Origin of the sequence: Salinispora tropica CNB-440 (assembly GCF_000016425.1) — a bacterium.
In the GTDB taxonomy this organism is placed as follows: domain Bacteria; phylum Actinomycetota; class Actinomycetes; order Mycobacteriales; family Micromonosporaceae; genus Micromonospora; species Micromonospora tropica.
This window is the reverse complement of the sequence record NC_009380.1, coordinates 4,050,964-4,076,234: the sequence shown is the minus strand read 5'-3', so window position 1 is coordinate 4,076,234 and position 25,271 is coordinate 4,050,964. Positions and strand designations below refer to the sequence as shown.

22 protein-coding genes are annotated in these 25,271 nt (G+C 70.8%); 13 read left to right on the top strand and 9 right to left on the bottom strand.

The annotated features are described in order from the left end of the window. Positions 1 to 152: 152 nt before the first annotated feature. Both STROP_RS17870 and STROP_RS17865 read left to right on the top strand, forming a co-directional pair. Positions 153 to 1,154: a cobalamin biosynthesis protein gene (locus STROP_RS17870; RefSeq protein WP_012014761.1), complete on the top strand. Its 1,002-nt coding sequence runs from the start codon at positions 153 to 155 to the stop codon at positions 1,152 to 1,154. Further along, positions 1,151 to 2,716, top strand: coding sequence for a cobyric acid synthase (locus STROP_RS17865; RefSeq protein WP_012014760.1), 1,566 nt, complete (start codon positions 1,151 to 1,153; stop codon positions 2,714 to 2,716). The genes STROP_RS17870 and STROP_RS17865 overlap by 4 nt, the downstream gene beginning before the upstream one ends. Positions 2,717 to 2,794: 78 nt before the next feature. Here STROP_RS17865 and STROP_RS17860 read toward each other — a convergent pair whose 3' ends face one another. Further along, positions 2,795 to 3,196, bottom strand: coding sequence for a rhodanese-like domain-containing protein (locus tag STROP_RS17860; RefSeq protein ID WP_012014759.1), 402 nt, complete (start codon positions 3,194 to 3,196; stop codon positions 2,795 to 2,797). A gap of 136 nt (positions 3,197 to 3,332) precedes the next feature. Here STROP_RS17860 and STROP_RS17855 point away from each other — a divergent pair, with 136 nt between their 5' ends. The 3 genes from STROP_RS17855 to STROP_RS17845 all read left to right on the top strand — a co-directional run bounded on the left by STROP_RS17855 (position 3,333) and on the right by STROP_RS17845 (position 5,696). After that, a complete protein-coding gene (locus tag STROP_RS17855) occupies positions 3,333 to 4,013 on the top strand; it encodes a uridine kinase family protein (protein ID WP_018831515.1) in 681 nt (226 codons plus the stop codon). Then, positions 4,000 to 5,346, top strand: coding sequence for a dipeptidase (locus tag STROP_RS17850; RefSeq protein ID WP_012014757.1), 1,347 nt, complete (start codon positions 4,000 to 4,002; stop codon positions 5,344 to 5,346). Before STROP_RS17855 ends, STROP_RS17850 begins: the two co-directional genes overlap by 14 nt. 143 nt (positions 5,347 to 5,489) lie before the next feature. Then, positions 5,490 to 5,696 (top strand): hypothetical protein, encoded by a 207-nt coding sequence (locus tag STROP_RS17845; RefSeq protein WP_012014756.1) that lies wholly within the window; start codon positions 5,490 to 5,492, stop codon positions 5,694 to 5,696. Between the two features lie 110 nt (positions 5,697 to 5,806). Here the strand turns inward: STROP_RS17845 and STROP_RS17840 are convergent, their stop codons facing one another. Continuing rightward, on the bottom strand, positions 5,807 to 6,625 hold the full coding sequence (locus tag STROP_RS17840; protein WP_028568915.1) for an SURF1 family cytochrome oxidase biogenesis protein: 819 nt from the start codon (positions 6,623 to 6,625) through the stop codon (positions 5,807 to 5,809). A gap of 79 nt (positions 6,626 to 6,704) precedes the next feature. Next, on the bottom strand, positions 6,705 to 8,837 hold the full coding sequence (locus STROP_RS17835) for a transglycosylase domain-containing protein (RefSeq protein WP_012014754.1): 2,133 nt from the start codon (positions 8,835 to 8,837) through the stop codon (positions 6,705 to 6,707). A gap of 121 nt (positions 8,838 to 8,958) precedes the next feature. Here STROP_RS17835 and cobC point away from each other — a divergent pair, with 121 nt between their 5' ends. From cobC to cobA, 3 genes are read left to right on the top strand one after another with little or no spacing between them, the layout of a single operon-like run. Then, on the top strand, positions 8,959 to 10,059 hold the full coding sequence (cobC, locus tag STROP_RS17830) for an Rv2231c family histidinol phosphate aminotransferase CobC (protein ID WP_026275427.1): 1,101 nt from the start codon (positions 8,959 to 8,961) through the stop codon (positions 10,057 to 10,059). Continuing rightward, positions 10,059 to 11,150: a nicotinate-nucleotide--dimethylbenzimidazole phosphoribosyltransferase gene (cobT, locus tag STROP_RS17825; protein ID WP_026275428.1), complete on the top strand. Its 1,092-nt coding sequence runs from the start codon at positions 10,059 to 10,061 to the stop codon at positions 11,148 to 11,150. The genes cobC and cobT overlap by 1 nt, the downstream gene beginning before the upstream one ends. Before the next feature lie 34 nt (positions 11,151 to 11,184). Next, positions 11,185 to 12,438 carry a uroporphyrinogen-III C-methyltransferase gene (gene cobA, locus STROP_RS17820; protein ID WP_012014751.1) on the top strand — a complete coding sequence of 418 codons (1,254 nt, stop codon included), beginning with the start codon at positions 11,185 to 11,187 and terminating at the stop codon, positions 12,436 to 12,438. 96 nt (positions 12,439 to 12,534) lie between these two features. On the opposite strand, the gene otsB is transcribed toward cobA, so the two are convergent. Then, a complete protein-coding gene (gene otsB / locus STROP_RS17815; RefSeq protein ID WP_012014750.1) occupies positions 12,535 to 15,138 on the bottom strand; it encodes a trehalose-phosphatase in 2,604 nt (867 codons plus the stop codon). Next, on the bottom strand, positions 15,135 to 16,535 hold the full coding sequence (locus STROP_RS17810) for an alpha,alpha-trehalose-phosphate synthase (UDP-forming) (protein WP_026275429.1): 1,401 nt from the start codon (positions 16,533 to 16,535) through the stop codon (positions 15,135 to 15,137). The genes otsB and STROP_RS17810 overlap by 4 nt, the downstream gene beginning before the upstream one ends. A gap of 328 nt (positions 16,536 to 16,863) precedes the next feature. Here STROP_RS17810 and ettA point away from each other — a divergent pair, with 328 nt between their 5' ends. The 4 genes from ettA (at position 16,864) to STROP_RS17790 (ending at position 20,425) form a co-directional block, all read left to right on the top strand. Next, positions 16,864 to 18,540: an energy-dependent translational throttle protein EttA gene (gene ettA / locus STROP_RS17805; RefSeq protein WP_012014748.1), complete on the top strand. Its 1,677-nt coding sequence runs from the start codon at positions 16,864 to 16,866 to the stop codon at positions 18,538 to 18,540. 3 nt (positions 18,541 to 18,543) lie between these two features. Next, positions 18,544 to 18,990: an acyl-CoA thioesterase gene (locus STROP_RS17800; RefSeq protein ID WP_012014747.1), complete on the top strand. Its 447-nt coding sequence runs from the start codon at positions 18,544 to 18,546 to the stop codon at positions 18,988 to 18,990. Continuing rightward, complete coding sequence (locus tag STROP_RS17795; RefSeq protein WP_012014746.1) at positions 18,987 to 19,709, top strand: DUF8185 domain-containing protein; 723 nt, start codon at positions 18,987 to 18,989, stop codon at positions 19,707 to 19,709. Before STROP_RS17800 ends, STROP_RS17795 begins: the two co-directional genes overlap by 4 nt. A gap of 131 nt (positions 19,710 to 19,840) precedes the next feature. Next, complete coding sequence (locus STROP_RS17790) at positions 19,841 to 20,425, top strand: type III secretion system chaperone family protein (protein WP_012014745.1); 585 nt, start codon at positions 19,841 to 19,843, stop codon at positions 20,423 to 20,425. A 16-nt stretch (positions 20,426 to 20,441) separates the two neighbouring features. On the opposite strand, the gene STROP_RS17785 is transcribed toward STROP_RS17790, so the two are convergent. The 3 genes from STROP_RS17785 to STROP_RS17775 form a co-directional block, all read right to left on the bottom strand. Beyond that, complete coding sequence (locus STROP_RS17785; RefSeq protein WP_274378089.1) at positions 20,442 to 20,930, bottom strand: globin; 489 nt, start codon at positions 20,928 to 20,930, stop codon at positions 20,442 to 20,444. A gap of 24 nt (positions 20,931 to 20,954) precedes the next feature. Beyond that, complete coding sequence (locus STROP_RS17780; protein ID WP_012014743.1) at positions 20,955 to 22,352, bottom strand: MFS transporter; 1,398 nt, start codon at positions 22,350 to 22,352, stop codon at positions 20,955 to 20,957. Between the two features lie 219 nt (positions 22,353 to 22,571). Further along, positions 22,572 to 23,615, bottom strand: a complete 1,044-nt coding sequence (locus STROP_RS17775) for a mechanosensitive ion channel family protein (RefSeq protein ID WP_026275430.1) — start codon at positions 23,613 to 23,615, stop codon at positions 22,572 to 22,574. 262 nt (positions 23,616 to 23,877) lie between these two features. Between STROP_RS17775 and STROP_RS17770 the strand changes: the two genes are divergently transcribed. After that, positions 23,878 to 24,411, top strand: coding sequence for an HNH endonuclease (locus STROP_RS17770; RefSeq protein ID WP_012014741.1), 534 nt, complete (start codon positions 23,878 to 23,880; stop codon positions 24,409 to 24,411). An 18-nt stretch (positions 24,412 to 24,429) separates the two neighbouring features. Here the strand turns inward: STROP_RS17770 and STROP_RS17765 are convergent, their stop codons facing one another. Next, positions 24,430 to 25,269, bottom strand: coding sequence for a class F sortase (locus STROP_RS17765; RefSeq protein WP_012014740.1), 840 nt, complete (start codon positions 25,267 to 25,269; stop codon positions 24,430 to 24,432). Between the last annotated feature and the right edge of the window lie 2 nt (positions 25,270 to 25,271).

Genomic DNA, 25,271 nt, shown 5'->3' with positions numbered 1-25,271 from the left:
TGCCGGCTGCCGTAGGGCCGTCACCCCGCGCGTCACACTCCTCGTCTGGGGCACCACCCGGCTCCCTCCGTGGCTGGCGGGACCAGTAGTGAGGCGGTCGCGGGGGTCGGATGTCGCGCTCGGCTACGCTGACCGGCCGGAGGTGATGGCCGGTGCGGCAGGCGACGGTAGCGGGGCTCGTCGCGGGTTACGCGGTGGACGCGCTGGTCGGCGACCCTCGCCGATGGCACCCGGTGGCTGGGTTCGGGCGCGCGGCGAGTGCCCTGGAGCGACGGATCTACCGACCAGACCGGGCGGCTGGCGCGGCCTACACCGCGTTGGCGGTGGGAGTGCCGGTGGTGCTCGGCGCCGCGGTGACAGTCGCCACCCGAGGGCGTCCCGTGGCGCGGGGCGTTGTTGTAGCGGCCGGCACCTGGGCCGTGCTCGGCGGGCGTACGTTGCGGCGTGAGGCGGCGGTGCTGGGTGCAGCGCTGGGCGATGGTGACCTGCCGTCGGCCCGGCAACGCCTGGGGCACCTCTGTGGGCGGGATCCGTCAACGCTGGACGAGCCGGAGCTGGCTCGTGCCGCCGTCGAGTCGGTCGCCGAGAACACCTCCGACGCCGTCGTCGCGCCGCTGTTCTGGGGTGCGGTCGCCGGCCTGCCCGGGCTGCTGGGCTACCGGGCGGCAAACACGCTCGACGCGATGGTCGGCCACCGCTCGCCCCGGTACGCACGCTTCGGCACTCCCGCGGCTCGCCTCGATGACCTGCTCAACCTCGCCCCATCCCGGCTGACCGGGCTGCTGACGGTCGCCGTGGCGCCGCTGGCCCAAGGCGACCGGGAGGGGGCCTGGCGGGTCTGGCGCCGGGACCGGAACGACCACCCCAGCCCCAACGCCGGACAGTGCGAGGCGGCGGTGGCCGGAGCGCTCGGTGTCCGCCTCGGCGGGCGCAACCTCTATGCCGGCCGGGTCGAGGTGCGTCCGTTCCTCGGCGACGGCCCGCGTCCCGACGCGAGACACCTTCCGCGGGTGGCTCGGATCTCTGCTGCCGTGGGGCTCGCCACGCTCGGGCTCGCCGCGGCGTACCCGCTGACCGCGGGGCGTCTGGTCTCCGCCGTGAGCCGCCGGGCGCTGAGCAGCGGGCTACGAGCCGTACGCGGGAGGCGGCGATGAGTGGCGGACTGCTGGTTACCGGTACCACGTCGGACGCCGGCAAGAGCGTCCTCACCGCCGGGATCTGCCGCTGGCTGCACCGGCAGGGCGTGCGGGTGGCGCCGTTCAAGGCGCAGAACATGTCCAACAACTCGGCGGTGGTGGTCGGCCCGGACGGGCACGGCGGTGAGATCGGACGGGCGCAGGCGATGCAGGCGGCGGCCTGCGGCCTGGCCCCGGACTTGCGGTTCAACCCGGTGCTGCTCAAGCCGGGCAGCGACCGGAGCAGCCAGGTGGTGCTGCTCGGCGAGGCGGTCGACACCCTCACCACCGACACGTTCCGGCAGCTTCGACCCCGTCTCGCCGAAACCGCGTACGCGGCCCTGGCGGAGCTGCGGACGTCCTACGACGTGGTGATCTGCGAGGGAGCGGGTAGCCCGACGGAGATCAACCTACGGGCCGGGGACTACGTCAACATGGGGCTGGCGCGGCACGCCGACCTGCCCGCGATCGTGGTCGGTGACATCGACCGTGGTGGGGTGTTCGCCTCCATGTTCGGCACGGTAGCCCTGCTGGAGCCGGCCGATCAGGCGTTGGTCGCCGGATTCGTCATCAACAAGTTCCGTGGTGACCGGGGCCTGCTGGCGCCGGGCCTGGACATGTTGCGCCAGGTCACCGGAAGGCCCACTTACGGGGTGCTGCCCTGGGCGCTTGACCTGTGGCTCGACGCGGAGGACTCGCTGGCCTACGGACGGGTACTCGGCCGTCCGGCCGCGCCCCGCGGCAGCGACTGGCTGGACGTGGCCGTGGTCCGGCTGCCCCGGATCAGCAATGCCACCGATGTCGAGGCGCTCGCCACCGAGCCGGGCGTGCGGGTGCGCCTCACCGTCGAGCCCGCCGAGCTTGCCGCCGCCGACCTGGTTGTGCTGCCCGGTTCCAAGTCGACCGTGGCGGACCTGGCCTGGCTTCGCCAGAACGGCCTCGCGGATGCCGTGCTCGCCCACGCCGCCGCCGGGCGGCCGCTGCTCGGCATCTGCGGAGGCTTCCAGATGCTCGGCCGCCGCATCCATGATCCGGTGGAGAGCGGGCAGGGCAGCGTGCCCGGCCTGGGGTTGCTGCCGGTCGAGGTCACCTTCAAACCGAGCAAGACGGTCCGGCAGTCGGCCGGCACCGGGTGGGACGGTGTCCCGGTCCGTGGCTACGAGATCCACCACGGGTACGTCTCGGCTGCCGCCCCGGACCTCGCGCCGCTCTTCACGTACGCCGACGGCACCGGTGAGGGCGTGGCCGCCGGGGCGGTGTACGGCACTCACTGGCACGGCGCGTTCGAGTCGGACGGGTTCCGTCGCCGCTTCCTGACCGAGGTGGCCCGGCAAGCGGGCCGACCCGGGTTCCGGGCGGCCCCGGACACCTCCTTCGCCGGCGCCCGTGAACGCTCCCTGGACCTGCTCGGCGATCTGGTCGAGGAGCACCTGGACACCGCAGTGTTGTGGCGGCTGATCGACACCGGACCGCCACCGGGCCTGCCGTTCATCCCGCCGGGCGCACCCGACGGGGACTCGGCCGGCCGCACCCTGACGTAAGCCCAGGCGCACCCGGACGGGGACCGGGGATCCGCGGCGGACCGGGCCCGGGAGTCAGTGGTGGATGAGGTCCCGGAGTCAGTGGCGGACGTCGGCGGGGCGGTCGGAGATCGGGAGCTCCGCCTCTCGCCAGGCCTCCACCCCTCCGATGACGTCGGTGGCGTGGCGCAGGCCGAGCGCGCGTAGGCCCGCCACGGCCAGGCTGGAGCTGTAACCCTCCCGGCACACCACCACGACCTCCCGGTCGTACCGGGTGGCCTCGGGGATCCGCCACGTGCTGGCCGGGTCCAGCCGCCACTCCAGCACCGCACGCTCGATGACGATCGCACCGGGTAGTTCGCCCTGTTCCGACCGCTGCCGTTCCGTACGGGTGTCGATCAGCAACGCCCCGGCGCGGATTGCCTCGACAGCCTGGTGTGGGGTCAACCGGCGCACCCCGGCGCGGGCCTGCTCCAACAGGGCATCAACGCCTGGACTCATCACGCTGTGGGACACCAGCCGATCATGCCGTCCTCGCCCGTCGACGCGCGGTCGAACGGCATCGGCCAGGGGTACGACCGCCCGAACGGGCGACGGACCGCGATGGCGCGGCTTCGTCGCCGGATACGGTCGGGCCGTGGTGGTAGCGGTGATGGAGTCGTACGCCCTGCTGGCAGAGCGGGTGTGTGCGGCGCCAGCGCGGTTGGGGAAGACCCGGCTGGTGGCTGTGGACGGACCGAGCGGCGCGGGCAAGAGCTGGTTCACGGCGCGGCTCGCCGATGCTCTCGCGGCCGGGCCCGGCTGTCCCCGCCCCGTGGTGATACACACCGACGACCTGCTCGACGGCTGGGCCGACCAACTCACCTTCTGGCCCCGGCTGGAGGAGTGGGTGCTGGCGCCGGTGCGGGCGGGGCGGGCTGGGGAGTACCGGCGGTACAGCTGGGTCCGGCGATCGTTCCTGCCCCGCCCGGTGCCGGTGCCGGTGTCACCGGTGCTGCTGCTGGAGGGGGTGAGCGCGGCGCGTGCCGCGGCGGCGCCGGAGTTGAGCCTCGCCGTGTTCGTGACCGCCCCGGCGCAGCTGCGGCTCACCCGGGCGGTGGCCCGGGACGGCCCGGGGATCCTGCCGGAGCTGCGCCGCTGGCATGCGGGCGAGCGGGCTCACTTCGCCACCGACGGCACCCGGGACCGGGCGGACCTGGTGGTCGACGGCGCGCCGGTACTGCCCCACGACCGGACCCGGTACTACCTGCGGCGCGGTGGATCGGTAAGGCCGGCATACGATGCCGGCCATGACAACATCGATCATGTCCGAGTCTGACCTGCGGGCCGCGCTCGCGCGGGAGCTGCCCGGCGTCCGGGCGGACCTCGAGCGTCTCGTCCGTATCCCAGGTATTGCGTTCGAGGGCTTCGACCACGCGCACGTGGAGCGTTCCGCGGCAGCGGTCGCGGAGCTGCTGCGGGACTGCGGCCTCGAGGTGCGGATTGTTCGGTCCGGTGGACAGCCGGCCGTGATCGGGACGAAGGCGGCGCCGCCCGACGCCCCGACAGTCCTGCTCTATGCCCACCACGACGTACAGCCGGTCGGTGACCTGTCGCTGTGGGAGTCGGACCCGTTCGAGCCGGTGGAGCGGGACGGCCGTCTCTATGGCCGCGGCGCCGCCGACGACAAGGCGGGCATCATGGCGCACATCGCGGCGCTGCGGGCGTTCGGCGACTCGCTGCCGGTGGGTATCGTGCTGTTCATCGAGGGGGAGGAGGAGTACGGCTCCGACTCGCTGGTCAGGCTGCTCGCCGAGCACCGGGACGAGATCACCTCGGATGTCATCGTGATCGCCGACTCCACCAACTGGGACATCGGTATGCCGGCGCTGACCACGTCGCTCCGTGGGATCGTGAACTGCTTCGTCGAGGTCCGCATGCTGGAGCACGCCGTGCACAGCGGCATGTTCGGCGGCGCCGTGCCGGACGCGCTGACCGCGCTGGCCCGGCTGATCGCCACCCTGCACGACGACGCCGGGAACGTGGCGGTGGACGGGCTGGTCAGCCGGGGCGGTGCGCCCGTGGACTATCCGGAGGACCGCTTCCGCGTTGAGGCGGGGCTGGCGGAGGGCGTGCAGTTCATCGGCACCGACCGGATTACTGACCGGCTCTGGACCAAGCCGGCCCTGGCGGTGCTCGGCATCGACGCGCCGGCGACCGGGGAGGCGCCGAACGCCCTGGTCCCGTCCGCGAAGGCCAAGCTGAGTCTGCGGCTGGCACCGGGTGATGACCCCAAGCGAGCGTACGCGGCGCTCCGCGCGCACCTGGGCGCGCACGCTCCGTGGGGCGCTCAGGTGTCGGTCACCCTGGAGCACGACGGCGATCCGTGCCGCATCGACGCTTCCGGCCCGATGTTCGACGCGGCTCGCTCCGCGTTCCGGGCGGCCTGGGACGGCACTGATCCGGTGGACATCGGGATCGGCGGTTCGATCCCGTTCATCGCCACGTTCCAGGAGATGTTCCCACGGGCCGCGATCCTGGTGACCGGTGTGGAGGACCCGTACGCCCGGGCGCACGGCCCGAACGAGAGCCTGCACCTGGGTGAGTTCGCCCGCGTGTGCCTGGCCGAGGCGCTGTTGTTGCGTAACGTCGCCGCCGCTGGGCGTGACTGAACCCAGCTGATGACGGATGCGCCTGCGGTGGCGGACTACCCCGCAGGTGCGTCCGCAGCTGTTTCGAGTGTCGGAACCATAACGTCCTGCTCTGGCTGGGCGTTTCCGGCGTGTCGGGCACGGGGGTGGTATAGCCTTCGTACATGAGTACGAACGAGGTTATGGCCCGTCTGGAGGCCGCCGTCAGTGCTTTGGGGGACGTTGACGTCTCCGCGTGGTCCGATGAGTCACTCCAGGAGCAGCTCGGGGAGCTCTCCGCCGTGCTGGTCGCGCTTGACTCGACGCTCGCCCGGGTCGCCGACGGGGTGCGTGCCCGGGGGCTGCGCATCGAGGAGCCCGTTGCGGTCTGATGCCGGACTGTGCTGTCCGCCAGCGGTGACGGTGTGGCGGGGCGGACGTCGCACCGTTGGCGGGGCGGGCGGCGTTCGTTGTGCCCCCGGGCCCGCAGTTGCCGGAGCGATCAGGTGGAGGCTGCTTCGGCTATCCGGTCGGTGGGACCTTCGCGCACCACTCCGGCCCGTCGCTGGGCCTCCCGCCGGGCGAAGTAGCCGAAGCCCAGCAGCGTCATTCCGGCGAAGATCCACCACTGCACGACGTACCCGTAGTTCTGCCAGTTGTTCGTGTACCCGACCGGAATTGCCTTTAAGGTCGGGTCGGCGGTCGGGGTCTGCTGGTCGAGTAGCACGTACCCGCCATAAACCGGGTACGGCAGCTCCCCGGCCAGCTGGGGCAGGCTGACCCGGCGGGTCTCCAGTTTGCCGTCGCGGCGGGTGACCGGGAGTGAACCGCCCTCACCGGGGCGGATCCGGCCGGTCACGGTCACCGTGCCGGCGGGGGCCGCGGGCACGGCCGGCTGCGCGGTGGCGTCCCCGCCCGGCGCTGGCGGGACCCAGCCCCGGTTGACCAGCACGGCCGTGCCGTCGGTCAGCACCAGTGGGGTCAGCACCTCGAAGCCGACCGTACGGTCCAGTGAGCGTCCCCGGACCAGGATCACGTTCGCGGTGTCGTACCGCCCGGTGGCGTTGACCTTCGTCCAGGTCCGTTCGGTGGTGGGGGCGGGCCCGACGGTGCCGGCGTTCCCGGTTGGGGCGGCCACCGCCTCGGGCAGCGGTACCGGATCCATCCGCTGGCCGGCGTCGATCCGCTCGTTGATCGCGGTGCGGTCGTGGTAGCGGGCCAGTTGCCAGTCGGCGAGCAACCCCATGATCGCCGCCGCGACCAGGGTCAGCGCGAGCGCGCCAAGCCAGCGTGGCGTCAGCAGGAACCGGTACACGACCATGAGGTTACCCGTAGGGCGTAGCGGGCTGATCGGTGTGACCACCAGTGGTGTCTGCCCGATGATCGGGCAGGTGCCCAGGTCAGCCGACGATCGCGTCCGAGGGGGGCGTGAACTCGCGGGTCGGTTGGTCCTCAAGCGCGTCGCGCAGGGTGTTCGCGACCGCGTGGATGGGAATCTGCGACTGGCCGTCACCGACGGCGTTGAAGGGGTTGTCCGGGTCGGAGATGAAGCTGGCCGCGGCCAGTTCGGGTGTGAACCCGACGAACCAGGCCGACCGGGTGCTGTCGGTGGTGCCGGTCTTGCCGGCCACCGGGCGGCCCACGGTGCCCCGGACGCTGTCCGCCGTTGACCAACCGCCGCAGCCACCCCGGGCCGGGGTGTCGCCGGTGGGGCACCGGGCGGCGTCGGTGGCGGCCCGGGCGGCGTCCGCGCTGACGACTTGGCGGCAGCGGGGCTTGGCGATTTCCCGCTCAATCCCGCCGGCCGTCCGGTAGATCGCCGGAGTGCCGTCCCGGTTGTAGATCGCCTGCACCGGAATCGCCTCGCAGTACCGGCCTTCGGCCGCGACGGCACCATAGGCGTTCGCCATCTCCAGTGGGGTGGCGTCGGAGACCCCCAGGGTGAAGGCGCCCCAGGTCTTCGCGTTCGCTGGAGCAGCATGGTGCCGGTCCACATCGGTGCGCCAGCGCAGCCCCAGCTGTTCGGCGAGGCGTACCGCCTGGTCTGCCCCGACCTGCTCCTCAAGCCAGACGAAGTACGTGTTGACCGATTTGCCGAAGCCGGACCACATGGTCTGCATGCCGGACATGGCGCCGCTCGCGTTCGACGGAGCCCAGCCGTTGTAGATCTCCGACCGGTACCGGTGCGGCGCGTTGAAGCTGGTGTTCAGGGTCATACCCGCGTCGAGGGCGGCGAGCATCGGAAACATCTTGAAAGTTGATCCGGCCTGGTAGCCGGGGAGGTCACCGCCGCCGAGCAGGGGTGCGACCGTGTTCGGGTAGTTGGCCTTGACCTTCGGGCCGGCCTCCGGGTTGCCGCTGAGCGGATTTCCGTCCAGGTTCAGGGAGTAGGTTCGGTTCACCGCCATGGCCTTGAGTCGCCCCGTGCCGGGCTCAGTGAGCACGATGCCGTTGGCGAAGGGACTGCCGGTGTTCCCCTTTGTGCCGACGTTCTTCTCGGCCGCCTCCTGGATCTTGGGGTCCACACTGAGCACGATCCGGTACCCGCCCCGGCGCAGCTTGTCCATCCGCTCGAGGCGGTTCTCGCCGAACGCGGGCTGGGCGCTCCACCAGTTCTTCACGTAGTCGCAGATGAATCCCCAGCTGTTCCACTCCTGCGGCACCGACGCGCAGTCGTTGGACGGGTAGCTCAGGGTCAGCTCGATCGGTTCGGACTTGGCGCTGGTGGCGGCGTTCGGCGAGAGGTAGCCGAGCGCGGTCATCCGGTCCAGGATGTAGTTGCGGCGGGCGGTCGCCTCCTTCTGGTCGGAGGTCGCCGGGTCGAACCGGGATGGCGACTTGACCAGTCCGGCGAGGGTGGCGGCCTCGACCACGGATAGGTCCTTCGGGGTCTTGGAGAAGAAGATCTCGCTGGCGGCGTAGATGCCGTAGGCGCGATGCCCGAAGTATGCGGAGTTGAGGTATCGCTCCAGGATCTGCTCCTTGGTCAGTTCCTTCTCCAGATCCATGGCCATCCGCATCTCCCGGACCTTGCGCAGGCTGGTCTGCTGGGTCGCCTCCTGCACCTCCTTCGGGGTGGTGGCGCTGTCCCGCAGGGCCATCCGGACGTACTGCATGGTGAGGGTGGAGGCGCCCTGGGAAATGCCGCTGGAGCGGGCGTTGGCCACGAAGGCGCGGGCGATGCCCTTGGGGTCGACGCCACTGTGTTGGTAGAAGCGGGCATCTTCGGCGGCGATGATGGCCTGCTGGATGTTCGGCGACATGTCGGCGAGCTTGGTGTACTGCCGGTACTCCTCGTAGAACATCGTCAGTACGGTCTTGCCGTCCGGCGCGTACAGGTACGAGGTCTCGGCCGGCAGGGCCGTTTTGAGGATCTTGGTTTTGTGTTCCATCGCGTGGGCCGTGACCTTGGCGCCGAGGCCGGTCGCGGCGGCGACCGGGTAGGCCAGGGCGGCGATCACGATGCCGGCGATGAGACCAGCGCGGAGAAGTGGGACGAGACGACCGGCGGCAGCAAGGGGACGGTTGCTCACAGGGCCAAGTTATGACATTTCCGATTCGTACTTGAGAAATATTCATGAACCCGTCGCCCGTGACGCGGCCCACGTCGCAATGCGCTGTGCCACGCGCTCCCTTCCCGGCAGGATCGCGGTCATGCGTACGCAGTCGAGCGGGCGAGGGGCCGCGCCGTCGGACAACCCGGCGGCACCCGAACTCGACCTCGGCCACCATGGAGATGTCGAGGCCGTACCCGGTCTGGTGGACCTCGCGGTGAACGTGCGCCGGGCCCCGATGCCGGACTGGCTGGCCGACCCGATCACCGCCGCCCTCGGTGACCTGGCCCGATACCCGGACTCCGCGGCGGCGCGGGCTGCTGTTGCCGCCCGGCACGGTCGGCCGCCGGCCGAGGTGCTGCTCACCGCCGGCGCTGCCGAGGGCTTCGTCCTGATCGCCCAGGCGCTGCGCGGGATCCGCCGCCCGGTGGTGGTGCACCCGCAGTTCACCGAGCCGGAGGCGGCCCTGCGCGCGGCTGGGCACCGGGTCGAGCGGGTGCTGCTCGACCCCGAAGACGGGTTCCGGCTCGACCCCACCCGGGTCCCGGCGGATGCCGACCTGGTCATGATCGGTAACCCCACCAACCCGACCTCGGTGCTGCACCCGGCCGCCGACGTGGCCGCACTCGCCCGGCCCGGCCGGGTTCTCGTCGTGGACGAGGCGTTCGCCGACACCACCCTCACGCCCGGAGTCGCTGGCGAGCCGGAGTCGCTTGCTGCCCGGCCCGACCTGCCTGGCCTGCTGGTTGTTCGGAGCCTCACCAAGACGTGGGGGCTGGCCGGGCTGCGCGTCGGCTACCTGCTCGGTGCACCGGATCTGCTGGACCGCCTGGCCGCCGTGCAGCCGCTGTGGGCGGTCTCCACCCCGGCCCTCGCCGCCGCGACAGCCTGCGCCGGACCCGAAGCGGTGCGAGCCGAACGCCAGATCGCTGCCGACCTCGCCGCCGATCGCGAATACCTCCTCACCCGCCTGGCGGCCCTACCGGGAATACGCGTCGTCGGCCAGCCGGCGAGCGCCTTCGTTCTCGTCCACCGCCCCGGCGCTGACGCGGTACGCCGCGCCCTGCGAGAGCGAGGCTGGGCAGTACGCCGCGGCGACACCTTTCCCGGACTGGGTCCGGAATGGCTGCGGATCGCGGTCCGCGATCCGGCGACGACCGACGCGTTTACCACCATGCTGGCAGAGGTTCTGGAGGGATGATGCTGGAGAGGACGACAGCGGCGATCGGACCGCTCGACGAGCAGGCGATGGCTACCGCCGCAGACCTGCAGAGTCGGCTGACCAAACCCGCGGGCTCCCTCGGTGTGCTGGAAGAGCTCTCCGTTCGTCTCGCCGGCCTGGCCGGCGTCTGCCCGCCGCCGCTGCCCGAGCCGGCCGCGGTGGCCGTCTTCGCCGGAGACCATGGTGTGCACGCCCAGGGCGTGACGCCCTGGCCGCAGGAGGTCACCGGTCAGATGATCGGCAACTTCCTCGCCGGCGGGGCGGTGGTCAACGCGTTCGCCCGGCAGACCGGGGCCACGGTGACCGTCGTGGACGTCGGGGTCGCCGCACCGCCAACGTCCATCGAGACCGCGCCGCCCGAGTCGGCCACGGCCAGCGGTGCCAGACCCCGGCTGGTCGAGGCGAACATCCGACGCGGCACCCGGGATCTGACCGTCACCGCCGCCCTCACCCGGGACGAGGCCCGGGCCGCGGTGGAGACAGGTATTCGGGTCGCCGACGAACTCGTCGATGCCGGGGCCGCCATCCTGCTCACCGGGGATATGGGTATCGGCAACACCACACCGGCCGCCGCGCTGATCGCGGTCTTCGCCGAGGCTGACCCCGCCACGGTGACCGGCCGGGGCACCGGAGTGGACGATCCGACACACCAGCGCAAGATCGAGGTGGTCCGGGCGGCGCTGCGCCGGCACGAGCCGGACCCGGCGGACCCGCTGGGCGTGCTGGCGGCCGTCGGTGGCCTGGAGCACGCGGCCCTGGCCGGGCTGATCCTGGGCGCCGCCGCCCAACGGGTGCCGGTGCTGCTCGACGGCGTCATCGCCGACTCGGCTGCGCTGGCCGCCGCGGCATTCGCCCCGTCTGCCACCGGCGCGATGGTGGCAGGCCACCGGTCGGTCGAGCCGGGAGCCACGGTGGCGCTGCGCCGACTGGGGTTGACCCCTCTGGTCGACCTTGGGTTGCGCCTCGGTGAGGGCACCGGGGCGCTGCTGGCCCTGCCGGTGGTCGCGGGGGCCGTCCGAGTGCTGCACGAGGTCGCCACCTTCGACTCGGCAGGGGTGGCGCAGAAGTGAGTGCACCGACCGTCCGACCTGGCGGACCGGCGGCGTGAGCGGCAGTCCGTATCCGCTCGGACTTCGGCTGGCCGGCCGGCGGGTGGTCGTGGTCGGTGGCGGAGTCGTCGCCACCCGCCGGATGCCGGCGTTGCTCGACGCGGGCGCGGACGTCCTCCTGGTCGCGCCGGAGCTGACCCCGGCGCTGCGCGCCCACGCCGACGCCGGGCGGCTGCGCTGGGAACGGCGACGGTTCGCCGTGGACGACCTCGACGGTGCCTGGCTGGTCCAGGTCGCGGTGGATGACCCGAGCGCTGCCGCCGCGATCAGCACGGTGGCCGACGAGCGGCGGATCTTCTGTGTTCGTGCCGACGATCGCGCCGCCGCCACCGCGTGGACCCCGGCCGTCACCCGGCAGGGTCCGGTGACGGTGGCGGTCCTCGGCGGCGGTGACCCCCGCCGGGCGATGGCTGTCCGGGACGCCGTCCGGGATCTGCTCGCCGCCGGGCCGGGCCCGCTTGACCCGCCGCCGGCTGATGCCGGGGCCCGCGGTGTTCCGGGACCGGCGCGCCCAACCCGCCGCGGTGGACACGTCGCCCTGGTCGGCGCGGGACCGGGTGACCCGGAGCTGATCACGGTCAAGGGACGGCGGCTGCTCACCGAGGCGGAGGTGGTGGTCGCTGACCGGCTCGTGCCCGGGCTGCTCCTGGACGAGCTACGTCCCGAGGTTGAGTTGGTGGATGCTGCCAAGATTCCCTACGGCCCGGCCCGCGCGCAGGAGGAGATCAATCAGATCTTGGTGGACCGGGCACTGGCCGGCAGGTCCGTGGTTCGGCTCAAGGGGGGTGACCCGTACGTCTTCGGTCGCGGTGGCGAGGAGCTGCTGGCCTGCGCCGGGGCGGGCGTACCGGTGACGGTGGTACCCGGGGTGACCAGCGCGATCGCCGCTGCGGCCGGCGCCGGTGTCCCGGTGACCCACCGGGCGGTCGCGCACGAGTTCACCGTGGTCTCCGGGCACGTTTCGCCGGACTCGTCGGCCTCCATGGTGCGGTGGGAGCACCTCGCCGGGCTGCGCGGCACCTTGGTGATTCTGATGGGACTGAAGAATCTGGCGGCGATCTCCGCGACGTTGGTCACTTATGGTCGCCCGGCCCAGACCCCGGCCGTGGTCGTGCAGGAGGGCACGACCGGTGCTCAGCGCACGATCCGCTCCACGCTCGGCGTGGTGGCGGCCGACGTGACTGCGGCGGGCCTCCGCCCCCCGGCGATCGTGGTCGTCGGCGACGTGGTCGGGGCGCTGGACCTCTGATGACGGCCCCGCTCGTGGTGGCCGCCCGAAGCGGGCCGCCACCACGAGCACCCTCGACCGACGCGGTGTGCGGCCGAGCGTCGGGGCCTCAGCGCACTACTGCTTGAGCATGTTGTCCAACAGGAGGGCGCAGCGGATCACGCCGAGGTGGCTGTAGGCCTGTGGATGGTTGCCCAGCCCGCGTTCGGTCAGCGGGTCGTACTGCTCGGGCAGCAGCCCGGTCGGTCCGGCGGTGTCGATCATTTGGGTGAACAGCTCCTCCGCGTCGCCGCGGCGGCCCGTGCGCAGGTACGCCTCGATCAACCACGAGGTGCAGATGTGGAAGCCACCCTCCCGGCCGGGTAGGCCGTCCTCCCAGTGGTAGCGGTAGACCACCGGGCCACTGCGAAGATCTGCCTCGATCTTGAGGACGGTGGAGACGAAGCGTGGGTCGTCCCCGGGGAGCAGGCCGGACAGGCCGATCCAGAGCGAGGAGGCGTCACTGTCCTCGTGCCCGTACGCGACGCTGTACGCCTCGGCCTGCTCGTGCCAGCCGAACTCGAGCACGTTGGCACCGATTCGGTCGCGTAGCTCCACCCACTCGGGCCGCTCCTCGCCGCCGTGCTTGCGTACCACGTGCAGCGCCCGGTCGACGGTCAGCCAGCACATCACCTTCGAGAAGATGTGGTGTCGGGGCGCCAGGCGCGCCTCCCAGATGCCATGGTCCGGTTCGTGCCAGCGGCGGCGGACCGCCTCCACCATGTTCTCCAGGACCCGCCACTCGTCGTCCCGGACGGAGCTGCGAGCGTCGGCCACGGCCGCGATCAGGTCGGCGATCGGACCGAAGACGTCGAGTTGGAGCTGGTGGTTGGCGAGGTTGCCGACCCGGACGGGCCGGGAGCCGGCGTAGCCGGGCAAGGTGTCGATGACGGCCTCGGCGCCCAACTCGTAACCGTCAACCGTGTAGAGCGGGTGTAGCCGTTCGGGGTGCCCACCGGTGCGGTCGACGACCCCGTCGATCCAGCGCAGCAGCGCCTCGGCCTCATCGGTGGAGCCGAGGTCGACCAGAGCCCGGGCGGTCAGCGCCGCGTCGCGGAGCCAGCAGTAGCGGTAGTCCCAGTTGCGGACGCCGCCCAGCTCTTCGGGGAGGGAGGTGGTCGCGGCGGCCAGGATCGAACCGCTCGGTTGGTGGCACAACCCGCGGAGGGTGAGCGCGCTGCGGGCGACCAGGTCCCGGCCGGTGGCCGGCAGCCGCAGCGTGGCCACCCAGTCCTTCCAGGGTTGCTCCGCCGTGGCCTGTCGTTCCTGAATCGACTGCCGGTGGTGTTCCAGGCTGTGGGTGCCGAAGCGCATCTCCAGCACGACCGGCTCGTTGGCGGCGGAGAGGTCAACGACGGCCTTCGCCGTCTCGAACACTCCGTCGCCGACCACCTCCCACGTCACGCCGGGGGAGTAGAGCGCGACCGGGTCGTTTGAGCCGAGCACCAGCAGCCCGTCATCGAGCGGTTGGAGCTGGACGGCGACCTGGCCGAACTCGGGCCGGGGGGCGAATTCCAGCTGTGCTCGGCCGTGTCCGGTGAGCACTCGGACCAGGGTCGAGTCGGCGCTGACGATCGCCGGCCCATCCGGTGTGGTCTCGGTGTCCGGGGTGTCCAGCCAGTCGGTCACGGTCAGGCCGGACCACCGGGTCTCCACGGTCATCGTGTTGGAGCGGTAGCGCTGGCCGAGCGGGATGCCACCGCGCTCCGGCATGACGCTGAAGTAGCCGGCGGGGCTGCCGCCGACCAGGTCGGCGAAGATCGCGGCGGAGTCGGGCTTCGGGTTGCACAGCCAGGTGACCTTGGCTTCGGGGGTGAGGAGCGCGACCGTCCGGCCGTTGGCCAACATCGAGTGCCGCTCGATCGGCACCGCCCGCTCGCCGAAGAGCCAGTTCCGTCGGGTCTCCAGTAGTAGTCCGAGGGCGCGGGCGGCTTCGATCGGCTCGGCTACCCGGTACTGCGCCCTGGTGTCGCCGGGCCCGATCTTGATGCCGAGATCTGGCCCGTGCAGGTTGCCGAAGGCGTTCTCGTCGGTGACGTCATCGCCGATGAAGAGCACCGCGCTGGCCGAGAGCTGGGTCCGTAGCTGGTCAACGGCGGTGCCCTTGTGGGTGGCGACCACCGACAGCTCGATGACCTCCTTGCCCTGGGTGACAGTGACGTCGTCCCAGGTCGCGGGGCCGTTGCGGACCGCCTCGACGGCTGCGGCGGCGACCTGCGGGTCGAGTCCACGGGTGTGCACGGCGACACTGGCCGGCTTGCGCTCCAGCCGAACCCCGGGGTGGGCGGCGACGATCTCGTGCAGCGCGTCGCGGAGCCGGGTGCGGACGGCGACCAGCTCGGGGGAGAGCCGTTCGACGAAGCCGATGTCGAACTCGGAGCCGTGACTGCCGACGAGATGGACCTCGCTGGGCAGCCGGGACAGGGCGGCCAGGTCACGCAGCGCCCGTCCGGAGACGACCGCCACGTTGGTCTGCGGTAGCGAGGCGAGCGCACGCACCGCGGCCGCCGCCTCCGGCAGCGGTATGGCCCGGCTCGGGTCCTCGACGATCGGGGCGAGGGTGCCGTCGTAGTCACAGGCGATCAGCAGTTGGGGGACACGGGCGATCCGGCCGATCGCCGTGCGTAGCTCCTGCTCCAGGCCGCCACCGACCGGGTTGCCGAGTGTGGTGCCGGTGCTCACGAGGCATCCGGTCCCGGCACGCCAAGTTCGGTGAGGAAGGACTTCGCCCAGTGCCCCACGTCGTGGGTGCGCAGATGACGTTGCATTGTCCGCATGCGGCGACGGGCCTCCGGCTTCTCCACGTGCACGGCCCGTAGCAGGGCCTCCTTGACCGCGTCCGGGTCGTGCGGGTTACACAGGAACGATTGGCGCAGCTCGGTGGCCGCGCCAGCGAATTCACTCAGCACGAGCGCGCCACCCCGGTCGGCGCGCGCTGCAACGTACTCCTTGGCCACCAGATTCATTCCGTCTCGCAGCGGGGTCACCATCATCACGTCGGCGGCGACGTACATCGCGGCCAGCTCGGTGCGACTGTACGACTGATGCAGATAATGCACCGCCGGTACCCCAACCCGGCCAAATTCGCCATTTATCCGACCAACCTCGCGCTCCACCTTGACGCGAAGTGCCTGGTAGTGCTCCACCCGTTCCCGGCTCGGCGTCGCCACCTGCACCATAACCGCGTCCGGAACTGTCAACTTTCCGTCAGAGAGCAGCTCGCGGAAGGCCTTGAGTCGCAACTCGATGCCCTTGGTGTAGTCGAGTCGGTCGACCCCCAGGATGATCGTGCGCGGGTTCCCCAGTTCCTCGCGGATCTCCTCCGCCCGCGCCCGGATCGCCGGATCCACCGCCAGTCGCTCCATCTCCTGCGTGTCGATGGAGATGGGGAACGCGCCCGCCTTCACCCGACGGCCGTCGACCTGGATCATCTGCCCCTCGTAGCGCAGCCCGAGCAGGTGCCGGGCCAACCGGACGAAGTTCTGCGCCGCGAGCCGCTGCTGGAAGCCCACCAGGTCGGAGCCGAGGAGCCCGCGGAGGATCTCGGTGCGGAACGGCATCTGCATGAACAACTCGATCGGCGGGAACGGGATGTGCAGGAAGAAGCCGATCCGTAGGTCGGGGCGGAGCTCGCGGAGCATCGCCGGCACCAGCTGGAGTTGGTAGTCCTGCACCCAGACCGTGGCGCCCTCCGCCGCGACATCCGATGCCGCCTCCGCGAACCGGGCGTTCACCAGCCGGTACGTCTCCCGCCAACGGCGCTTGTACACCGGGGTTTCGACCGCGTCGTGATACAGCGGCCAGATCATCGCGTTGGACTGCCCCTCGTAGTAGCGCTCCAACTCGTCCGTGCTCAACGGCACCGGATGTAGCCGGATGCCCTCCAGGTCGAACGGCTCCGGCGCGGCCCCCTTACCGCCGGCCCAGCCGACCCAGGTGCCATGGTGCTCGGCGAGGACAGGATGCAGTGCGGTCACGAGCCCACCCGGGCTGCGGCGCCACTGCCGTCCCTCGGGTGTGCTCACCTCGTCAACGGGCAGTCGATTGGCCACTACGACAAAGGAGCTGCGGACGGTCACGTTGGGCCACCTCCGGGTGCTGACGAATCCACCGCGACGAGCGTACTGAGCGTAGCTGCGGCGTCTGGTGTACCGTGCCGGACTTGGCCCACCCGCTTGGCGGCACCGAACCCCAAAAGTGATCTTGCTGACATTCTGTGGGTCTGCCGAGCGGCTGTGCCGAGCCGCCGGTCCGGCGGGGTGATGTAGGCGTAGCCGGGGTGACCTGTCAGGATTGACGGTGGGCCGGCGCGATCGGCCCGCCGATGGGCGACCCCGGCTCCGCACCCGCGGCAGACCCCGCCCGCGTCAGACCACACCCGTTGATCGATGGAGGGTAGCCCGCACCGTGGCCCAGTACATCTACGTCCTGGAAAAGGCGCGCAAGGCGCATGGCGACAAGGTCGTGCTCGACAACGTGACGCTGAGCTTCCTGCCAGGTGCCAAGATCGGTGTGGTCGGCCCGAACGGCGCCGGCAAGTCCAGCCTGCTGAAGATCATGGCGGGGCTGGACCGACCGAGTAACGGCGAGGCCCGGCTGATGCCCGGCTACACCGTCGGCATGCTGGCGCAGGAGCCACCGCTCAACGACGCCAAGACGGTCCTCGGCAACGTCGAGGAGGCGGTCGCGGAGACCAAGGCCAAGCTGGAGCGGTTCAACAAGATCGCCGAGCAGATGGCCACCGACTACTCCGACGAGCTGATGGCGGAGATGGGCCGCCTTCAGGAGGAACTGGACCACGCCGATGCGTGGGACATCGACTCCAAGCTCGAGCTGGCCATGGACGCGTTGCGCTGCCCGCCACCGGACGCCGACGTGACCCAGCTCTCCGGTGGGGAACGGCGTCGGGTCGCGCTCTGCAAACTGCTGCTGGAGACGCCCGACCTGCTCCTGCTCGACGAGCCCACCAACCACCTCGACGCGGAGAGCGTGCAGTGGCTGGAGCAGCACCTGGCCAAGTACGCCGGTACCGTCATCGCGATCACGCACGACCGTTACTTCCTGGACAACGTGGCCGGCTGGATTCTGGAGCTGGACCGGGGCCGGGCCGTCGGCTACGAGGGCAACTACTCCACCTACCTGGAGAAGAAGGCAGCCCGGCTGGCGGTCGAGGGTCGGCGTGACGCCAAGATGAAGAAGCGGCTCTCCGACGAGTTGGAGTGGGTCCGCTCCAACGCCAAGGCGCGCCAGACCAAGTCCAAGGCCCGACTCGACCGGTACGACGAGATGGCCGCCGAGGCGGACAAGACCCGCAAGCTGGACTTCGAGGAGATCCAGATCCCGCCGGGTCCGCGTCTGGGTAGCTCCGTGATCGAGGCGCAGAACCTCACCAAGGCCTTCGGCGACCGGGTGCTGATCGACGACCTGAGCTTCTCCCTGCCGCGCAACGGCATCGTCGGCATCATCGGCCCGAACGGCGTCGGTAAGACGACCCTCTTCAAGACCATCGTCGGGCTGGAGCAGCCGACGGCGGGCAGCGTGAAGGTCGGTGACACCGTCTCCCTGTCGTACGTGGACCAGACCCGGGCGGGTCTCGCGGGGGACAAGACCGTCTGGGAGGCCGTCTCCGACGGCCTGGATCACCTGATGGTGGGCAAGGTCGAGATGCCGTCGCGGGCGTACATCGCTGCCTTCGGTTTCAAGGGGCCGGACCAGCAGAAGCCGACCAAGGTTCTCTCCGGGGGCGAGCGCAACCGGCTCAACCTGGCGTTGACGCTCAAGATTGGCGGCAATGTGATCCTGCTTGACGAGCCGACCAATGACCTGGACGTGGAGACCCTCTCCAGTCTGGAGAACGCGTTGCTGGACTTCCCCGGCTGCGCCGTGGTCATCTCCCACGACCGGATGTTCCTGGACCGGGTTGCCACACACATCCTGGCCTGGGAGGGGGACGACGAGAACCCGGCGAAGTGGTTCTGGTTCGAGGGCAACTTCGAAGCATACGAGAAGAACAAGATCGATCGTCTCGGTGCCGAGGCGGCCCGGCCGCACCGGGTCACCTACCGCAAGCTCACCCGCGACTGACTCATGGCGGACCGGTTCGTCTACCACTGCACGCTGCGCTGGTCCGACCTGGACGCGTACGGGCACATCAACAACTCACGCTTCCTCACCCTCTACGAGGAGGCACGGGTGGCCCTGATGTTCGCCGGGGGGCGGGCCTGGGGCGTCGGCTCGTTCGTCGATGGTGTGGTGATTCGGCGGCACGAGGTCGACTACCTGAGGCCGGTCGACTACGCCCTCGGCCGGGCCACCGCGGAAGCGGCCCCGACCGTCCGGATCGAGCTGTGGGTGTCGGAGATTCGGGCCGCCTCCGTCACCGTCGACTACGAGATGTACGACGGTGACGTGCTGGTCAGCCGGGCCCGTTCGGTGCTGGTGCCGTTTGATCTGAGCCGGCAGTTGCCGCGTCGCCTCTCCGCTGAGGAGCGGGCCTTCCTGCACACATACGCCATCCCGGAGGGGTCGGCGTGACCGGCCCGGACACCGTGGGTCGGGGTGGCTCCCCGCCCACGGTGCCCGACGGGGTGGGCCATGGGCTGACCGGTGTCGTCGACGCGGGCACGTTCCTTGCCCGGTTGGTCCGGCTGGACCGGGGGGCACTGGTGCGGCTGCGGCCCGCCGGCGGGCCGCAGCGGACCGCCCTCTGGGCGCGGTTGCCGTGGGGGGTGCTGGTGGTCCACACGGTGGCCGGCGGCGGCCCCGGTGACGCCACCGTCGCCGCCGGCGAGCTGTTGGCGGAGCTGAGCGCGGGTGGCTCGGCGCTGCCCGTCCGACGGGACGCGCAGTGGCGCTGGCCGTTGCCGCCGCCCGCCAGCCGGCGGGTGGAGACGCTCCCCGCGGCCGAGCTGCGGCGGGTGGCCGACGCTGCGGCGGCGGCCCTCCGAGACGCCGCCGGGCGTGGGGCGGGCGGTAGGGCCCTCGGAGAGCGGGTGTTGCGCGATGCTCTCCTGGATCATGTGCCGGTGGTCGTCACTCCGGACGACTCTCCCGGCACGCCGGTGGAGGTGCCCCAGCGGTTGGTTCAGGGCTTGGTGCGGATGGGCTTCCTCGGTGCGCCAGAGGCATCCGGTGGGGTGCAGGTCCGGGCTGTTGGCCAATGGGTTGGCCTGGTCGGCCCCTACGGAGCAGTATGGTTGCAGAGGGTGACAGATCTGACTGTTCGGCCTATTCTGGGTCAGCAGTTCGGGTGACCCCCCATCGTCCTTCTGTCTTGGGGGGCTCATTAGGGGGGTGCTTCTTCCCGGCTGTCCGGGTACCGTCCATCCTCGGATCCAACGCAGCGTTAGCCGCTGGATCTGCTGGGGAGTGAGGTGGGTGAGCGATGCCGTGGTGGTCGTGGCGCCCCGGTCCCGCTGACGGCGGTGAGCCGGGCAGCCGGAGCAGGGTCACAGTGGAGGAGGCGGTTCGGGTCAGCCCGCCGGCTCCCCGACAGCCGGGCGACAATTACGCGGGAGTCGACCGTCCCCCGGCCGTTGACGCATCTGCCACGGTCGCACCGGTCACGCTCAGCCGGATCTGCGCCGCTCTGGACGGGCTCGACGTGCGCTACCTGGCCGACGGCGACGGAAACCTGCTGGCGATGTGGGAAAGGCACGCGGTCCTGGTCGCGCTCGAGGGCCCGGACGACGAGATCCTGGTGCTGCGCGTTCGGCCGCATGCGACCGTCCCGCCGGATTGGGAGGATCGGGCCTACCGGGTGGTCAACGAGTGGAACCACACCCGTCGCTTCTGCAAGGCATACATCGGAGATCCGTCCGAACGCGGCCAGCTCCCCATCTATGCCGAGCTTCAGGTGCCGTTCGCCGCTGGCGTGCACGACGCGCTCCTGGTCGAGATGCTCGACTGCGGGGCGGCGGTAGCCACCAGCTTTGTTGACTGGCTGCACGACGAAGGGGCCCTGCTCTGACCCCAGGCCTCCCAGGTCACGCCGGCGCGGCCGGGTCCTCCAGTGCGTTCACCATGAAGTACGCGGCCCGCTCCAGGTAGTCCCAGAGAGCGGTGGCGAGCTCCGGCGGCAGGTCCAGCCGGTCCACCGCCTGGCGCATGTGCCGCAGCCAGGCGTCCCGTTCCGCCGCCCCGATCCGAAACGGTGCGTGCCGCATCCGTAGTCGCGGGTGCCCCCGCTGGGCGGAGTAGGTGTTCGGCCCACCCCAGTACTGCATCAGGAACAGGGTGAGCCGCTCCGCTGCGGGCCCCAGATCCTCCTCTGGATACATCGGACGCAGCAGCGGGTCGTCGGCGACGCCCGCATAGAACTCGTCCACCAGCTTACGGAAGGTGGGCTCGCCGCCAACCGCATCGAAGAAACTCGTTGATGGGCCGGGGTTGCCGGATTCACCTGCGGGATGCACGCTTCCATCCTGCCAGGTTTCGGTGGCTGCCCGTCGCTGGCCAGACGTGGGCCGGATCACCTCCCCGGCCTGCCGCCGACCCGGTCAGGACACCACGTTGCGATGCCGTTCCCCGGCGTCCCGCTGGCCCACGTCCTCCGGGTTGTCGACCGGCTGGTCCCCGGGGCGGTCTGGTTCCGGCCGGGGGCCGGGTGGTGCCGGCACCGGATCGGGTGCGTCGGCTCGCGAAGCCGCTGTGATCGCGGCGTCCACGGTCGCTCGACTCGGCCACGACAGTACCGCGACGGTCATCAGTAGCACCCCAGCGCTACTCCAAAGGCCGACCACGAGCGGGATGGAGAACCGCTCGGCGAGCAGCCCGGTGACCAGAACCGCCAGGCCCTGGATCACCTGCATGCCGGAGGCCATGACACCGAAGGCGCGAGCCCGGAAGCCGTCCGGCAGAGCCTGTACGAACAGGCCGTTGGCTGTTGGGAGCAGCCCGGCGACGGCGAATCCGCACCCGGCGGCCAGTAGCGCCACCACCAGTGGCGACGGGTCGAGCAGAGCGGGAACCAGAATCAGCGGAGCGAGCACTGCCAGCGGACGCATCAGCGCGATCCGCCGGGCCGGTGCGACCAGGCGGCCGACGATGAGGCCGCCGAGGATGAACCCGACCGGGCTGGCGGCCATGATGACCGCCTGGGCGAGGCCCTGGTCCATGTCGTCGGCGTGTCGACCGGCCCACGCCGCCGCCAGCCCTTCCGGGACGATGGAGAAGAGCATGGCGCTGAACACGAGGATTGCGATGGCGCGCAGCACGGGTTGGCCGAAGACCATGCGGAATCCCTGGCTGGTCTCCCGTAGCAGATGACTGCGGTGCGCGGCCTTCATCGCCGTCGGCCGGGCGACCACCCCGAGGCGGATCAGCGTGGCGGATACGGCGTAGGTCGCCGAGGTGGTCAGCAGGGCGAGGGTGGGGCTGGCCGCTGCGATCGCCGCGCCGACCAGGTAGCCAACAACCTGGGCCGCCTGACCGACGCTGGCGTTGATCGACAACCCGACCACGAGGCGGTCGCCGGTCAGGATCCGTGGCAGCAGCGCCGACCGGGCGGCCTGACTCGGCGGGTTGGCGAGGGTGGCGGTGAAAAGGAGCGCCAGGATCAGCGGAGTCGGCATCCCCGGCACCGCGATGACCAGCAGCAGAACCATCCGCAGCAGGTCGCACATGATCATCACAGGCCGGTGCGGATGCCGTTCGGCGAGGGTCGCGAGCAGGGGACCGCCGATCAGCCAGGGCAGGTAGCTGATGGCGAATGCCGCCGCGGAGAGGGCCACCGACTCGGTCTCCCGGTAGACCAGGAGGGTCACCGCAGCCTTCGCGAGGTAGTCACCAACCCAGGAGAGAACTCCGGCCGTCAGAACAAACCGGTACTCGCGCTGGGCGAACACCTCGCTGAAGGTGGCCGGACGGGCTGGAGAAGGTCGGCCGTTGGGCACCATCGCCTCCATCGTTCCCAGACCAGGCATTTCTGATGAACTGAGCCGGGAAGATCATCCGATTCGTCGATCAGCGAGGAAGGTCCTTCGCTGCCGCAGAGCTGTTTCGGATTCTGCCGGACTTATCGACAACCAGCCAGGGCGAAATGGTTGATCGTCGGATCGCCGACTGAACGAACGGATGATAGTCGAAGGGGCGGTTGACCGTATTCGCCGCTTCGGTCATGGCGTGCCACTGGCGCCGCTCATCCGGGGGGCCTGCGTCGGCAGACCCGGGAACCGAGCAGCGGCGATCTTGTCGGTGAAGCCGGAGTTCTCCAGCGCGCCGGCCAGTCGGCGACGCAGCTGCCGGCCGACGACGAACTGGCCGTCCGCCGTTGTCTTCACCACGGTGCGGATGACCGCGCCGTCCATCGTCATCTGCTCGACGCCCAGTACTTCGGGCGGTTCGATGATCTCCGCCGCGAGCTCCGGGTCCACCGCGACCGACGCGGCTGCGCCCCGCAGTACCGCCGTCGCCTCCTCGGTGCTGGCGAAGCCGATCGGCAGGTCCACCACGACCAGTGCCCAGCCCTGACTCTTGTTGCCAACCCGGATGATTTCTCCGTTGCGGATGTACCAGAGGACTCCGCGCGCGTCGCGTACCGTCGTCACCCGCAGGCCGACGGACTCCACAAAGCCGGTCGCCTCACCGAAGTCGACCGTGTCCCCGACGCCGTACTGGTCCTCGATCAACATGAACAGCCCGGCGATCAGGTCCTTCACCAGGCTCTGCGCGCCGAAGCCCAGGGCCACCCCGACGATGCCAGCGCTGGCGAGCAGCGGCGCCAGGTCGAAACTGAACTCCTTGAGCACCATCAGCAACGCGATGCCGAAGATGAATGCCGTGGAGAGGCTCCGCAGCACCGACCCGATCGCCTCGGCGCGCTGTCGGCGTCGCTCCGGCACGAACTCACCCGGCTCGGTGGCCGCGGTGGGGATCCGCTCCCGCAACGGTCGCAGCATCGTGGGCATGCCCGCACTGCTGGTGCTGCGGACGAGTCGCTTGATAGTCCGGCTGATCAGCCATCGGGCCACCAAGGCCAGTACCAGGATCAGTGCGATGCGGAGTGGCTTGATCAAGATCCAGTAGCTGCCCTCGGCGAACCACACGGCGCCGGTCAGATCGTAAAGAGCGGTGCAGAGGGGTTCCTGGAGACACTCCGTGCTGGGTTCCTCGGTGGCGAGGGAGTCGGTGGTCGCGGCCGAAACGATGGAGACATCCACCCTGCCTTCGTACCGCAGCTGGCTCCGGTCCCCGCGCGCGGCCCGCCGACGAGGGCGAAACGCGACCGATGGGCCCGGGCCGTTGTCTCCGGTCAGCCCCGGCGGGGTACCCGGGATTAACACGTGCAATCCCGAGCCTTATCAGGGACGATTGGCGCACGGACGGCGATCATCCGGGAGTCGACGTCCGGCCGGTGGGTCGCTGCGCCCGTTTCCGTCCGGCAGTGCGAGCAAGGGGCGCTGAACCGGAGGGGTGAGCGCGATGCCTGACATACGACCCACGGTGGGCTCCGGCGCGCTGGTCCTCAACGCCACCTACGAGCCCCTGTGTGTCGTGTCGGTCCGGCGTGCGGCGATCCTGGTGCTCACCGCCAAGGCTGTCTGCGTCGCCGATGGTGACGGCGTCCTGCACAGCGCCCGCGACTCGCTGCCGGTGCCCTCGGTCGTCCGGCTCACCCGCTTCGTCCGGGTGCCGTTTCGGGCCCACGTCGGGCTGTCCCGGCGGGCGATCTTCGCGCGGGACGGGTGGCGTTGCGCCTACTGCCGGGGCCCGGCGGAGACCATCGATCATGTCCTCCCGCGGAGCCGCGGTGGTCGGCACTCCTGGGAGAACGTGGTGGCGGCGTGCGCCCGGTGCAACCACACCAAGGGCGACAAGACGCCGGCCGAACTGGGCTGGCGGCTCCCCGCCCCGCCGACGGCGCCGAAAGGCATCGCATGGCGGGTACTCGGCCACCGACCTCCCGACCCGCGTTGGGTCGACTGGCTCGACCTGCGCGAGCCCGAAGCCGCCTGAGCGGCCTCGCCCGGTGGCTCAGCCGTCCCGCGCCTCGACCAGCGAGGCGAAGACCACCACATTGTCGGCGTAGCCGGTCTGGCCGCCAACCCATCGGCCGCCGCAGGTCACCAGCCGTAGGTTTGGTCGGTCGAAGTCCCCGAACACCTGGTCGGTCGGGAACCGTTCCTTGTCGAACCGCTCCACCGAGTTGACCTCGAAGACCGCGACCTGCCCGTCGGTCCGGTTCACCTCGACCCGGTCACCAGCGCGGAGGTCACGTAGCCCCTGGAAGACCGCCGGTCCCGTGTCGGTGTCCACGTGCCCGACGAGGACCGCGGGACCGTACTGCCCGGGCGTGGGGCCCTGGTCGTACCAGCCCGCCTCCTGGGCGCGAGCCGCGTCCGGCGCCGCGATGGTGCCGTCCGGTGCCAACCCGACGCTGTGCACCGGGGCCGTGACATCGATGGCCTCGATCTCGACGGCGACCGGATCGCTCGCTGGTAGCACCGGAAACTTCTTCGGTGGTGGTCGCAGGCCGGCGGTGAACCGCTCCGGGAGGACGCTGACGCCGGTCACCTGCTCCACCCCGAGCATGGCGATGATCAGTATCATCAGGGCCCCAATGACCAGCACGGGTATCCCGGGGCTCCGGGAGAATCCCAGCCGTCGCCGGGCCCGTACCCAGCGTTGGCGCGGACCCGGGGGCAGTGGCTCGGTGGCCGGGTCGGTGGTGACGACGCTCGCCGCGGACGCCTGCCCAGCGGCTCGGCGCAGCCGGCGGGCGGTCCCGGCGGCGAGCTGGGCTGCGGCCGACACCGCCCGCCGGGCGCCCGCCCGGACGGCCCGCTGTCGCGTACGCCTGTCTGCTCGGGCCATGG